12 protein-coding genes are annotated in these 12,563 nt (G+C 70.2%); 6 read left to right on the top strand and 6 right to left on the bottom strand.

The features are described 5' to 3' along the window. Positions 1-44: 44 nt before the first annotated feature. A complete protein-coding gene (locus tag BJ964_RS12080) occupies positions 45-671 on the bottom strand; it encodes an HAD family hydrolase (protein ID WP_268248018.1) in 627 nt (208 codons plus the stop codon). Then, on the bottom strand, positions 668-868 hold the full coding sequence (locus BJ964_RS12075) for a hypothetical protein (protein ID WP_188120755.1): 201 nt from the start codon (positions 866-868) through the stop codon (positions 668-670). Before BJ964_RS12075 ends, BJ964_RS12080 begins: the two co-directional genes overlap by 4 nt. 78 nt (positions 869-946) lie before the next feature. Here BJ964_RS12075 and BJ964_RS12070 point away from each other — a divergent pair, with 78 nt between their 5' ends. From BJ964_RS12070 to BJ964_RS12060, 3 genes are all read left to right on the top strand, one after another. Next, a complete protein-coding gene (locus BJ964_RS12070) occupies positions 947-3,331 on the top strand; it encodes a helicase-associated domain-containing protein (RefSeq protein ID WP_188120754.1) in 2,385 nt (794 codons plus the stop codon). A 134-nt stretch (positions 3,332-3,465) separates the two neighbouring features. Further along, the gene (locus BJ964_RS12065; RefSeq protein WP_188120753.1) at positions 3,466-4,293 is read left to right on the top strand and encodes an RpnC/YadD family protein; all 828 of its coding nucleotides are present in this window, start codon (positions 3,466-3,468) and stop codon (positions 4,291-4,293) included. 186 nt (positions 4,294-4,479) lie between these two features. Beyond that, positions 4,480-6,141, top strand: coding sequence for a DNA repair helicase XPB (locus tag BJ964_RS12060; RefSeq protein WP_188120752.1), 1,662 nt, complete (start codon positions 4,480-4,482; stop codon positions 6,139-6,141). 52 nt (positions 6,142-6,193) lie between these two features. Here the strand turns inward: BJ964_RS12060 and BJ964_RS12055 are convergent, their stop codons facing one another. From BJ964_RS12055 to ligD (BJ964_RS12040), 4 genes are all read right to left on the bottom strand, one after another. Continuing rightward, positions 6,194-6,577: a hypothetical protein gene (locus BJ964_RS12055; RefSeq protein ID WP_229806901.1), complete on the bottom strand. Its 384-nt coding sequence runs from the start codon at positions 6,575-6,577 to the stop codon at positions 6,194-6,196. Between the two features lie 3 nt (positions 6,578-6,580). Next, positions 6,581-7,750, bottom strand: a complete 1,170-nt coding sequence (locus BJ964_RS12050) for an Ig-like domain-containing protein (protein ID WP_188120751.1) — start codon at positions 7,748-7,750, stop codon at positions 6,581-6,583. An 81-nt stretch (positions 7,751-7,831) separates the two neighbouring features. Next, a complete protein-coding gene (ligD, locus tag BJ964_RS12045; RefSeq protein WP_188120750.1) occupies positions 7,832-8,740 on the bottom strand; it encodes a non-homologous end-joining DNA ligase in 909 nt (302 codons plus the stop codon). Beyond that, positions 8,730-9,671 (bottom strand): non-homologous end-joining DNA ligase, encoded by a 942-nt coding sequence (gene ligD / locus BJ964_RS12040; RefSeq protein ID WP_407650801.1) that lies wholly within the window; start codon positions 9,669-9,671, stop codon positions 8,730-8,732. Before ligD (BJ964_RS12040) ends, ligD (BJ964_RS12045) begins: the two co-directional genes overlap by 11 nt. Before the next feature lie 64 nt (positions 9,672-9,735). Between ligD (BJ964_RS12040) and ku the strand changes: the two genes are divergently transcribed. The 3 genes from ku to BJ964_RS12025 are packed head-to-tail and all read left to right on the top strand — an operon-like array spanning position 9,736 to position 12,562. Continuing rightward, positions 9,736-10,680: a non-homologous end joining protein Ku gene (gene ku / locus BJ964_RS12035; protein WP_188120749.1), complete on the top strand. Its 945-nt coding sequence runs from the start codon at positions 9,736-9,738 to the stop codon at positions 10,678-10,680. A 39-nt stretch (positions 10,681-10,719) separates the two neighbouring features. Beyond that, entirely contained in the window at positions 10,720-11,208 is a 489-nt protein-coding gene (locus BJ964_RS12030) for an NUDIX domain-containing protein (protein ID WP_188120748.1), read from the top strand. 55 nt (positions 11,209-11,263) lie between these two features. Next, positions 11,264-12,562 (top strand): MFS transporter, encoded by a 1,299-nt coding sequence (locus BJ964_RS12025; protein WP_188120747.1) that lies wholly within the window; start codon positions 11,264-11,266, stop codon positions 12,560-12,562. Position 12,563 lies beyond the last annotated feature (1 nt).

Raw genomic sequence — 12,563 nt, 5'->3', positions numbered from 1 at the left:
CTGACCTCAACTTCACTCATTGGACACAACCGCTCACGGCTAGGCTATCCAGAGGAGCGCTCGGACCCAACTGCAATCTCACTCAACAGTGCCGGGAATGTGGTGAGATCGGACAGAACGTGAGACGCCCCGGCCTCCCACAGCTCCCGCTCCGAACAGGGGCCGGTGATCAGCCCGATCCCGGGGACGCCGGCGGTCCGGGCGGCCACCATGTCGGCCGCATGATCGCCCACATACCACCGCACCCCGTGCTCCACCAGTGCGGACGCCTTGCCCTCGGCGAACAGGTCACCGGCCAGCTCGTCGGCCCGCAGGCCCAGATGGTCGAGGTGCAACCGGGCCAGCCGGCCCAGCTTCGAGGTCACCACCACGACCCGCAGCCCGGCCGCCCGCACCGCGGCGAGCGCCTCGACGGCGCCGGGCATGGGACGGCTCGGGGTGACCGCGTGATCCGGATAGAGCCCCCGGAAGGTGGTCACCGCCTCCTCGACCGCCTCCTCCGCGAACCAGTGCCGCAGCTCGGTCCGCAACGGCGGGCCGAGCCGGGAGACCGCGAGGTCAGCGTCCACGTGCACACCGGTGAGAGCGGTGAGCGCCCGATACGTCTCCCGGATGCCCGGCCGGGAGTCGATCAGGGTCATGTCCAGGTCGAAACCGACCGCACCACTCACGGGTGACGGCTGGCGGCCCGGTAGCTCAGGCTCTCCACCGGAAGCGGGAAGGTCTGGTCGTCACCGAACGGCGACGGGGCCGCGGCACGGTCGGAGATGAGCTCGGACACATGCAGCTTGCCCTTCATGTCCACGCCCCGCGCCCCGGCGACCTCGTTCGCCGGCGTCGAGCTGCCCGCGGTCTTGGCCTTCGCCACTTTCGGTCCTCCTCAGATCGAGGTCCGGCCACGCCCGGACCGGACACCATCGTCCCATGAACGTTAGCGTTGAAGACGATGGCCACCACATTCGCCGATCAACTCCGGTCGCTGCCCGACGAAGCACTGGGCGCGCTCATACAACTGCGCCCCGACCTCGTCGTCCCGGTGCCCGCCGACATCTCGGCTCTCGCCGTACGCGCACAGTCCCGCAACTCGGTCGCCCGCTGCCTGGACGGCCTCGACGAGTTCACGCTCCTCGTCCTCGACGCGGCCCGCCTGAGCCGGGCCGCCGACACCGCGCTGACCTCGGTCGACGCGATCCTCGCGCTGACCGGGGGCGTTCCTGAAGAGGACACCCGGGTCGCGATCGACCGGCTCCGGGTCCGCTTCCTTCTGCACGGGCCGCCCGAGGCGCTGCAGATCGTCGGCGCGGTCGACGAGGTCACCTCCCCGTACCCGGCCGGGCTCGGCCGGCCCGCCGACTACCTGGACGCGCAGGCCGCCGCGCTCTGCGCCGACCGGGCCAAGCTGCGCCGCACCGTGCTGGCCGCGCCGCCCGGCGCCCGCGCCGTGCTGGACCGGCTGGCCGCGGGTCCCCCGATCGGGGCGCTCAACCGTGACTCCGTGGCCGAGCCGGTGAAATGGCTCGTCGACCAGCACGTGCTGGTCCCGGTCTCGGAGGCGGGCCGCGCCCCACGGCCGGACGGCGACCTGGTCGAGCTGCCCCGCGAGGTGGGCATGCTGCTGCGCCGCGACACCGGGCCGCTCGGTGTGCTGCGGCCGGTCGCGCCGGTCCCGGACGGTCCGGCCCGCGACCCGCAGGCCGCCGACTCGGCCGGCGCCGGGCAGACCATGGAGGCGGTCCGCGCCACCGAGGCGATCCTCGAGGCCCTCGCCGCCGAACCCGCCGCTCTGCTGCGCACCGGCGGCCTCGGCGTCCGCGACCTGAAACGGCTGGCCAAAGCGGCCGGCATCGACGAGGCGGGCGCCGCGCTGCTGATCGAGACGGCGTACGCGGCCGGTCTCCTCGGCGAGTCCGAAGCCGCCCCGGCCCGGGCCACCACGCCCGCGCAGGACGTCTTCCTGCCCACCGGAGCGTACGACCTGTGGCGCGCCACCGGAGTCGCCCACCGCTGGGCCGCCCTCGCCCGGACCTGGCTCACCATGACCCGGCAGCCCGGACTCGTCGGCCGCCGCGACGAACGCGACCGGCCGGTCAACGCCCTCGCCCCGGACGCCGAACGCGCCGGCGCCCCACAGGCCCGCCGGGAGGCCCTCGGCACCCTCGCCGACCTGGCACCCGGCGCCGCGCCCACGGTCGACGACCTGCTCGGGCTGCTGTCCTGGCAGAGCCCACGGCGGGCCCGCGGGCGGGAGGCGGCACACCGGGACGCGTACTCCGGCGCCGCCCTGCTGGGCGTCACCGGATTGGGGGCGCTCACGTCGTACGCCCGATTGCTGCTCGCCGATGGAGAGACGGACGGCGGCGACCCACTCGGGGTGCATCCGGAGGATGCCCATGCCGACGCGGTGCGTGCGCTGGACCGGCTGCTGCCCGCCCCGGTGGACCACGTGCTGGTGCAGGCCGATCTGACCGTGGTGGTGCCCGGCCCGCCCGAACCGGAGCTGGCCGCCGAACTCGACGTGCTGGCCGAACCGGAGTCGGCCGGCGGCGCGAGCGTCTTCCGGGTCACCCCGGCCAGCGTGCGGCGCGCCCTCGACGTCGGCTACCAGGCCGCCGACCTGCACGGACTGTTCCGTCGCCGCTCCCGGACCCCGGTGCCGCAGACACTGACCTACCTGATCGACGACGCGGCCCGCAAACACGGCGGCCTGCGCAGCGGCTCGGCCGGCTCCTACCTGCGCAGCGACGACGAGGCGCTGCTGACCGAGGTGGCCGGCGACAAGCGGCTGACCACCCTCGACCTGCGCCGGATCGCGCCGACCGTACTGGTCAGCCCACGCCCGGTGGCCCGGCTGCTGGGCGCCCTCCGCGAGGCCGGGTACGCGCCGGTCGCCGAGGACGCCGGCGGCGCCACCGTGCTGACCAGGCCGAAAGCGCGCCGGGCCGCCACCCGCACCGCCCGCGCCCCGGAGACGGCCGGCCCGGTGCTGATCGGCCCCCGGCTCGCCGGCGTGGTGGAACAGCTGCGGCGCGGCGACATCGCCACCCGGGCCGCGCGGCGCGCGCCGGTCACCGTACGGGCCGCGCAGGGCCACGCGGTGCCCGGCCTGACCGCCGTCCAGCAGCACACCCAGGCCATGGCGGTGCTCCAGCAGGCGGTCCGCGACAAGGCCCGGGTCTGGGTCGGCTACGTCGACTCGCACGGCGCGACCCTGTCCCGGCTGGTCCGCCCGGTCTCCCTGAGCGCCGGCTACCTACGGGCCGAGGACGAACGAGGCGAGAGCCTGCACACCTTCGCCCTGCACCGAATAACAGCGGCGGTCACCGAGGAGTAACTCTTTCAGGGCATTGCTCAACGACAAGCTGTCTGGCGACACTTATTGCCAGACAGCTTGTCGTTTGCACCCATGGGGAGGGCCGCACCATCAAACCAGCAGCCAATCGCTACGACATCGCCTCGAAACGCATCGTGAACACGGATCCGGCGCTCTTCGGGCACATGATCGGCATCGACATGCCGCCGGCGGCGCAACCCGGAGCCACCGAGCTCAACCTGGCCGCGGTTCACGCCGACCGCCGAAACGCCGACCTGGTCCTGACCGGCCACGACCGGGTCGTCCACCTCGAGTTCCAGCGCCGGGCCGATCCCACGATGGCGGACCGGATGCTGATCTACCGCAGTCTGCTACGGGTCGAGCCGGCCTGCGCGAGCAAGCGGATACAACAGCATGTGATCGTCCTGGACCGCGGCACGTCGCCGAGCCGAATCGACGAGCCGGGTCTGACCTTCGCGTTCGACACCCACTACGCCCGGGACATCGATCCTGTGAGGGCTCTCGCCGACCCGTTGACCGCCCCGTGGGCGACGCTCGCCTCGGCTCCGAACGACGACGTGCGCCGAGCCCGTCTCGTAACAGTCCTCGGGATGGTGGCTTCGACCGGATCGGAGAACCTCAGCCGGGACCTGATCAGGACCGCACTGACCTTTGCCGCCATCACGATGAGGCGGGAAGATATCAAGGAAGCTCTGAAGGAGGCCGCGATGCCAGCCGACATGATTCGGGACACCGAGTTCGCGCAGGAGCTCATCGACGAAGGACGGGCCGCGGGCCGGGCCGAGGTTCTACGCGAGGCCATCCAAGACCACATCGTCCGGGTTCTTATGCACCGAAAGTTCGGCGCGCGGATCGCGCTGCAGATCGCTGACGCGCTCATCACGCAGGATCAGCCCACCTCGGTCGAGCGGGCCGCCTTCGCGGATGTCGACGAGCTCATGGCACTGGCAGCCGAAAAGTAGGCTTTTGCCGGGTCGCGCGCCCCCGTATTGCGCACGACCCGGCACCAGTAACACGCGCCAGGGTGGCGGAACGTTGCAGTCGATTTCGAAGATCGTGTTTTGTCTGCTCAGGCCCTCGTCATCCCCGTACCGCCAAACCCGTGGCAAACTGGAGGGTCGGTTTTCCCCAGGTTCGGAGGCGTACGGGTGAGCGGCGGACCACTGATCGTGCAGTCGGACAAGACCCTGCTTCTGGAGGTCGACCATCCGGACGCGCAGGCCTGCCGGATGGCGATCGCGCCGTTCGCCGAGCTGGAGCGGTCGCCGGAGCATGTGCACACGTACCGGCTGACCCCTCTCGGCCTGTGGAACAGCCGGGCCGCCGGGCACGACGCGGAGAGCGTGGTCGACGCGCTGATCAAGTTCTCCCGCTATCCGGTGCCGCACGCGCTGCTGGTCGACGTCGCCGAGACGATGGACCGGTACGGCCGTCTGCAACTGCTGAACGACCCGGTGCACGGCCTGGTCCTGCGCGGCCTCGACCGGATCGTGCTGATCGAGGTGGCCAAGTCGAAGAAGCTGGCCGGCATGCTCGGCGACCGCATCGACGACGAGACCATCGCGGTGCACGGCTCCGAGCGCGGCCGCCTCAAGCAGGCGCTGCTCAAGCTGGGCTGGCCGGCCGAGGACCTGGCCGGCTACGTGGACGGCGAGGCGCACCCGATCGCCCTCAAGGAGGACGGCTGGACCCTGCGCTCGTACCAGCAGGAGGCGGTGGACGGGTTCTGGGCCGGCGGCTCGGGTGTCGTGGTGCTGCCCTGCGGCGCGGGCAAGACGCTGGTCGGCGCGGCCGCGATGGCGCAGGCGTCGGCGACGACCCTGATCCTGGTGACGAACACGGTGGCCGGCCGCCAGTGGAAGCGTGAGCTGCTGGCCCGCACCACGCTCACCGACGAGGAGATCGGCGAGTACAGCGGCGAGCGCAAGGAGATCCGCCCGGTCACCATCGCGACGTACCAGGTGCTCACGTCACGCCGCGGCGGCGCCTTCACCCATCTCGACCTGTTCGGCGCCCGCGACTGGGGCCTGGTCGTCTACGACGAGGTCCACCTCCTGCCCGCGCCGATCTTCCGCTTCACCGCGGACCTCCAGGCCCGGCGCCGCCTCGGCCTCACCGCGACTCTGGTACGCGAGGACGGTCGCGAGGGTGACGTGTTCTCGCTGATCGGCCCGAAACGCTACGACGCCCCGTGGAAGGACATCGAGGCCCAGGGCTGGATCGCCCCGGCCGAGTGCGTCGAGGTCCGGGTCACCCTCACCGAGGCGGAGCGGATGGCGTACGCGGTGACCGAGGCCGAGGAGCGTTACCGGGCCGCGGCCACCGCGCGTACCAAATTGCCGGTGGTGAAAGCCCTGGTGAAGAAGCACCCGGGCGAGCAGGTGCTGGTCATCGGCGGTTTCCTGGACCAGCTGCACGAGCTGGGCGAGTTCCTGGACGCCCCGATCGTGCAGGGCGCCACCACGAACAGGGAGCGGGAGCGGCTGTTCGACGCGTTCCGTGACGGTTCGCTGCGGACGCTGGTGCTGTCGAAGGTCGGCAACTTCTCGATCGACCTGCCCGAGGCCGCGGTGGCGATCCAGGTGTCCGGCACGTTCGGTTCCCGCCAGGAGGAGGCCCAGCGCCTGGGCCGGGTGCTGCGCCCCAAGGGCGACGGCCGCCAGGCCCACTTCTACACGGTCGTCTCCCGGGACACCATCGACACCGAGTACGCGGCCCATCGCCAGCGCTTCCTCGCCGAACAGGGCTACGCCTACACGATCGTCGACGCCGACGACGTCCTCGGCCCACCCCTGCCCCAGATCGACTGAGGTGAAGAGCTGGAAAGCGCCGCGACGGCGGCGGCACGCAGCATGCCCACGACTAGCTCAGCAGTGCCGCGATCAGGGCGATGGCCACGACGGCGACGACGATCACGTTGAGGGCCATCACTCCCCGGAAGCCGCTGGATTTCTGCTGGCCGGGCGCCCCGAGCTGACCTTTGGCGAAGGTGACGGTGGGCGCCATGTACTCCAGGGCCACCCCGACCTCCGGAACGGTGAGGTCGAGGGTGGCCCGGCCGGTCCGAGGGGGGAGGAAGTACGGCACGTACACCTCGACGCGGTGCGGGCCGGGGGCCATGCCGACCGGCCGCTTGCCCCAGCCTGTACCGGGCTGCTCGACCCCGTCGACGAAGATCTTCGGTGAGAGCGCGGCGTAGAGGAACGCCGACGGCGGGTATCGCAGGTCGATGATCGAAAGGTTCATGTCCTAGCGCTTCCAGGTCCGAGTGGGGGAGGTGGTCACGTTGCCGGCCTTGTCGTACGCCCGCAGCTGGAATTTGATCGTCTTGCCGTACTTCTTGGTGTTGATCGAGAAGGTGTAGGCGGCCTTCACGTCCTTGGCGACGACCTTGCCGTTGATCAACAGCTCGACCCGGGCCACCCCGTTCTTGTCGCTCGCCGCGGCGGTGACCTTGACGGTTCCGGTGACCTTCGCCTTGTTCTTCGGCGCCTTGGTCACGGACAGTTTGGGCTTGGTGTTGTCCACGATGACCGGCCAGTTGAACCGCTTGAAGTTGCCGAGCCGGTCGGTGACCGTCCAGGTCAACGTCTTGGCACCGTCGGCACCGGCCGGGATCGACCCGGTCCAGGGCGCCACGGTGTCCACGGCGGACCCGTTGAGCTGTGCCTTCTCGACACCGGCCCGGTCGGTGGCGGTGATCGTGCTGTAGATCCGGGTGCCGCGGACGAGCGCGTTCCAGGCCGGCGCCACCGAGGTCACCTGCGGCACGTCGGCGTCGACGAAGTACCCGGTGGTGATGGTGCTGATGTTGTCGTTCACGTCACGCAGGGTGAAGACCGGCGGGGTCATGCCCTTGCGGGCGTTCCATTTGAAGGTCCACGGGCCGCTGGTCCGCCAGGTGGTCCCGATCGGCTCCGGCGCGTCCATCGAGATCTCCAGGATGTCGCTGGGGATGTCGGTGAGCTCGATGGTCAGGGGCAGCGCCGGGACGACGGTGCCGAAGGCCGGGGTGATGGTCGCGGTGGGCAGGTCCCGGTCGATGATCACGGTGGTGGTGGCCGTGCCGACGTTCCCGGCCGCGTCGTGGGCACGGATCACCAGGTCGACCGGTCCGGCCTCCCGGATCCCGCCGAGGTCGGGCTTGAAGTTCACGGTTTCCCAGGCGCCCGTGCCGGAGTCGGCCAGGCGCACGCGGCCGTGCCACACCTCGACCCGGACCACACCGACGTTGTCGCTCACGGTCGAGGTGAAGTAGGGGTTCAACCCGACGAGGGTGCCGGACGGAATGCCGAAGTCGTTGACGACCGGCGCGACGGTGTCGGCCACCGGGTCGTCGGCGGCTCGTGCCGGAAGTCCGGCCGAGAGCAGCAACAGAGTGGACAGTGCGCTGACGGCGCCCCCGCGTCGCATGATCATGGGCGACAGGCTATCCGGGGCGGTCAATCACGTCGATCGTACGTTCGGACGGTCCCGTACCGTCCCGACTTCGACCGTCACCTATGACGGGACCACGGGTCCGGGTTCGAGCATGCCGGCGAGCAGGTCGCCGTGTTCCTCGACGCGTTGCAGGGTCTCGGTGGCACCGCACTGCCAGGAGGGCTTCTCGCCGGTGGCCATGGCCATCACCTCGTCCCAGGTCAGTGGGGTGGAGGCGGTGGGTGTGGCGCCGGCCCGCAGGGAGTAGGGCGCGACCGTGGTCTTGAACGCGTTGTTCTGGCTCCAGTCGATGAAGATCCTGCCGGGGCGCAGCTGCCTGGCCATCTTCGCGGTGATCGAGCCGGGCACCATCGTCGCCAGTTCCTCGGCGACCGTTTTCGCGTAGCCGGAGACCACGCCGGACGACTGGGTTCCGGAGATCGGGCAGCACAGCTGCATGCCCTTCTTCCCGGACGTCTTGGGGTAGGCGGTGATGCCGTCCGCGCCGAGCCGGTCGCGCATCAGCATGGCCACCGCGCAGCACTCGCGCAGGCCGGCCGGAGCGCCCGGGTCGAGGTCGACGACCAGCAGGTCCGGGTCGGCGCCGATCCGCCACTGCGGGGTGTGCAGTTCGATGGCGGCCAGGTTGGCGAGCCAGACGAGGGTGGGCAGGTCGTCGACGACCACGAAGTCGATGGTCTCCCGGCTCCTCGTGGAACCGGGTACCGGCAGTGTTTCCAGGCGTACCCAGTCGGGGGTTCCGCCGGGTTTGTTCTTCTCGAAGAAGTGCGCCTCGTCGACCCCGTTGGGGTAGCGGATGCGGGTGACCGCCCGGTCCCGCAGGTGCGGCAGCAGCACCGGGGCCACCCGGGTGTAGTAGTCGATCACCTCGCCCTTGGTGAATCCGGCCGACGGGTACAGGACCTTGTCCAGGTTCGAGAGTTCGAGGTCACGGCCCTCGATGTGCACCAGGAACCGGTCACGAGGCATCGTCGGCGCACTCTCCCGGCTTCTTGTCGTCGCGCAGCCGCAGGAAGCGGGGGAAGCGCAGGCGACGGTCGGGGGTCAGGTTGCCGTAGCGGATCTCGGCGACGAGCTCCGGTCGTACCCAATGCGCGCCTTTGGAATCCTCCCGCGGCACCGCGCCGGCGGCGAAGGGTGAGTCCGTGGTGGCGAGCGGCGCCAGCCGCGAGAGGAGGTCCTTCTCGGCGGCGGCGCCGATGCCGCCGCCGACCCGGCCCCGGAATGCCAGGCCGTCCGGGGTGGGTACGCCGACCAGCAGCCCGCCGAGTTTGCGCACGCCGGGCCGCCAGCCGCCGATGACGTAGTCGCCGGTCCGGTCGAACTTGACCTTCACCCAGTCCGCCGAGCGCTGTCCGGGCAGGTAGACGGAGTCGGAGCGTTTGGCCATCACACCTTCGAGATGGTTCTCCCGGGCGGCCGTCTCGGTGGCCGGGCCGTCGCCGAACGACGGCGGGACCATCCAGCGGGTGCCGGCCAGGTCGAGTTCCTCCAGGCGTTCGCGACGGGCCAGGTACGGCAGTCCGGTGTAGTCCATGCCGTCGAGGAGCAGCAGGTCGAAGATGAGGTAGGTGACCGGGAGGGTGGCCGCCAGCCGGGCCGCGCGGTTGCGGTCGCGGACGTGCATGCGCTCGGCCAGCGCCGTGAAGGATGGCCGCCCGGCCGCGTCGAGGACGACCATCTCGCCGTCGAGCAGGGTGCCGTCCGGCAGGCTCAGGTCGGCGATCTCCGGGTAGGCCGCGGTGACCAGCGCTCCGGACCGCGCGTACAGAGCCGGCGGGCCGCCGCTGAACAGGGCCAGCACCCGGACGCCGTCCCACTTGAACTCGTAGCTCCAGTCCGGGCCCACCGGCAGCCGGCCCGCGGTCGCGAGCATCGGGGTGAGCGGTGATCCGGACACCCGATCACCATAGGCAAAAGCGTTCACCTTACGCAGGCGTCCCAGTGATGCCATTCTGAGGAACATGCGAGCGATCTGGAAAGGCGCTGTCTCGTTCGGCCTGGTGTCGATTTCGGTCAAGCTGTATTCGGCGACCGAGGAGAAGGACATCCGCTTCCACCAGGTGCATCGCACCGACGGCGGGCGGATCAAGTACCAGCGCACCTGCTCGGTGGACGGCGAGGTGGTCAGCTATGACGACATCGCCAAGGGGTACGACATCGGCGGCGGCGAAATGGTGATCTTGACGGATGAGGATTTCGCCGACCTCCCGTTGAGCACGTCACGAGCCATTGACGTCCTGGAATTCGTTCCGGCCGAGCAGATCGACCCGATCCTGTTCGCCAAGGCGTACTACCTGGAGCCGGAGGGGCAGGCCGCGAAACCGTACGTGCTGCTGCGCGACGCCCTACGGGACGCCGACCGGGTGGCCATCGTCAAGATCGCAATCCGGCAGCGCGAGCAGCTCGCCACCCTGCGGGTCCGCGACGACGTGCTGGTCCTCAACACCATGATGTGGCCGGACGAGGTGCGCACCCCCGAGTTCGGCTTCCTCGACGACGACATCGAGACCCGTCCGGCCGAGCTGGCGATGGCGAGCTCGCTGATCGACTCGATGGCCGGCAGCTTCAAGCCGGACGAGTTCACCGACAACTACCGGGCCGCGTTGCAGGAGGTCATCGACGCCAAGGTGGAGGGCCGCGAGGTGGTCCAGCCGGAGGAGGCCGAGGAGGCGCCGGCCGCGGCGATCGATCTCATGGCGGCGCTCAAGGCCTCCGTCGAACGCGCGCGCCAGGCGCGTGGCGAGGATCGAAAGCCCTCCGAGGGTACGGGTGAAGCGTCCCCGCCCGCGAAGAAGGCGGCCGCGCCCCGGAAGAGGGCGGCTCCCGCCAAGAAGGCCGCCCCGGCCAAGAGCACGACCGCGAGGAAGACCACGTCCGCCGCGAAGGCCACGAAGAAGTCCGCATGACTAGGCTCCTCCCATGGGTGATGTATGTGGGGTGGCCCGATGGCGTTGACGTGGGCGGAGTCTTACCTGGGGCGGGTGCGGGCGAGCGTCGGCGACTCCGACACGATCTTCTTCGTCGGCGCCCGGACGGTCGTGCTGGACGAGCAGAACCGGCTGCTGCTGATCCAGCGGTCGGACAACCACCGGTGGGCGATTCCGGCCGGCGCCATGGAACTCGGCGAGAGCATGGCGGAGTGCGCCGTCCGTGAGCTGTGGGAGGAGACCGGTCTGCGGGCCACGTCCCTGACGCCGTACGCGTTCTACACCGCGTACACCTACACCAACGAGTACCGGCACACGTACCAGCAGGTTCTGATGACCTTCGTGGTGCACTCGTGGGAGGGCGAGCTGCTGCGGCAGACCGAGGAGAGTGTGGACGCCGGGTTCTTCCCGCTCGACGCGCTGCCCGGGCAGAAGTCGTTCGTGATCGACGAGGCGCTGGCCGACCTCGCCACCTTCCAGAAGACCGGCATCCTGGTGATGAAGTAAGGGTGGGCTAAATCGCGATGCGGTCTCCTGTCCGCTTGAGGCAGGATGGCGCTTCGTGAGCACCAAGCGCCGCCGGCTGAGCCTGGATCTGTCCCCGTTACGCACGTCCCGGGACTTCCGGCTCGTCTTCACCGGCGGGGTGGTGACGGCTTTCGGATCGTTCATCAGCTACGTCACCATTCCGTACCAGGTGGCGGAGCTGACCAAGAACCCGCTCATGGTGGGCCTGATCGGCGTCTGCGAGCTGCTGCCCCTGCTGATCATGTCGTTCGTCGGCGGCGCGCTGGCCGACTACATCGACCGCCGCCTGCTGGTCCGCGGCAGTGAGTTCGCGCTCGCCCTGATCTGCGGCATCCTGCTGGTCAACGCGCTCTCCGACGAGCCGCACCTGTGGCTGCTCTACGTGGCGGCGTTCCTGACCGCCGCGGTGGCCGGCCTGCAACGTCCCGCCCTGGACGCGATGCTCCCCCGGCTGGTGAAGCCGGAGGAACTGCCGGCCGTCATGTCGCTGCACTCGCTCGGCATGCAGTTCGCCCAGCTCTTCGGCATGCCACTGGCCGGGATCCTGCTGGCCAGCTTCGACCTGGCCTGGGTGTACGCGTTCGACCTGCTGACCTTCGCCGTCTCGCTGATCTGCCTGACCCTGGTGAAGGCGGTCCCGCCGCCGGTGGCCGCCGACCGCCCGTCGCTGAGCAGCGTGGTCACCGGCCTGAAGTACGCGAAGTCCCGCCCCGAGCTGCTCGGCACGTACCTGGTCGACATCAACGCCATGTTCTTCGGCATGCCGTCCGCGCTCTACCCGTTCCTGGCCCAGAGCCTGGGCGGTCCCAAGGTGCTGGGCCTGCTCTACGCGGCGCCCGCGGTCGGGTCGCTGATCGCCACGTTCGGCTCCGGCTGGACCGCCCGGGTGCACCGGCACGGCCTCATGGTGCTGGTCGCGGCCGCGTTCTGGGGTGTCGGCATCATCGGTGTCGGCCTCTCCGGCACCCTCTGGCTGACCCTGTTCTGCCTGGCCTTCGCGGGTGCGGCGGACATGGTCTCCGGCCTGTTCCGCATGATCATCTGGAACCAGACCATCCCGGACCATCTGCGCGGGCGACTGGCCGGCATCGAGATGCTGTCGTACACCACCGGCCCGTTGCTGGGTCAGCTCCGGGCCGGTGCGATGGCTCGTACCGGTCTGGGCGTGGCCGGCTCCATCTGGATGGGTGGCGTCCTGTGCGTGGCCGGCACCGTGGCCCTGGCCGCCGCCCTGCCGAGGTTCGTCAAGTACAACGGCAAGGACGGCATGGCCCTGAAGAAGGCCGCGGACGAGGAGTGGGTGGCCACCGCCGACACGCGCGCCGGGCGGTGAG

Source organism: Actinoplanes lobatus, from assembly GCF_014205215.1.
Lineage (GTDB): Bacteria > Actinomycetota > Actinomycetes > Mycobacteriales > Micromonosporaceae > Actinoplanes > Actinoplanes lobatus.
The sequence above is the reverse complement of the archived record's forward strand: the minus strand, read 5'-3'. Positions and strand labels throughout refer to the sequence as shown.

Coding starts and splice junctions, on each gene's coding strand:
- BJ964_RS12050 (WP_188120751.1), bottom strand. CDS start 7,750: ATGATCATGCGACGCGGGGGCGCCGTCAGCGCACTGTCCACTCTGTTG.
- BJ964_RS12070 (WP_188120754.1), top strand. CDS start 947: ATGGCCACCACATTCGCCGATCAACTCCGGTCGCTGCCCGACGAAGCA.
- ku (WP_188120749.1), top strand. CDS start 9,736: ATGCGAGCGATCTGGAAAGGCGCTGTCTCGTTCGGCCTGGTGTCGATT.
- BJ964_RS12055 (WP_229806901.1), bottom strand. CDS start 6,577: ATGAACCTTTCGATCATCGACCTGCGATACCCGCCGTCGGCGTTCCTC.
- BJ964_RS12030 (WP_188120748.1), top strand. CDS start 10,720: ATGGCGTTGACGTGGGCGGAGTCTTACCTGGGGCGGGTGCGGGCGAGC.
- ligD (WP_188120750.1), bottom strand. CDS start 8,740: ATGCCTCGTGACCGGTTCCTGGTGCACATCGAGGGCCGTGACCTCGAA.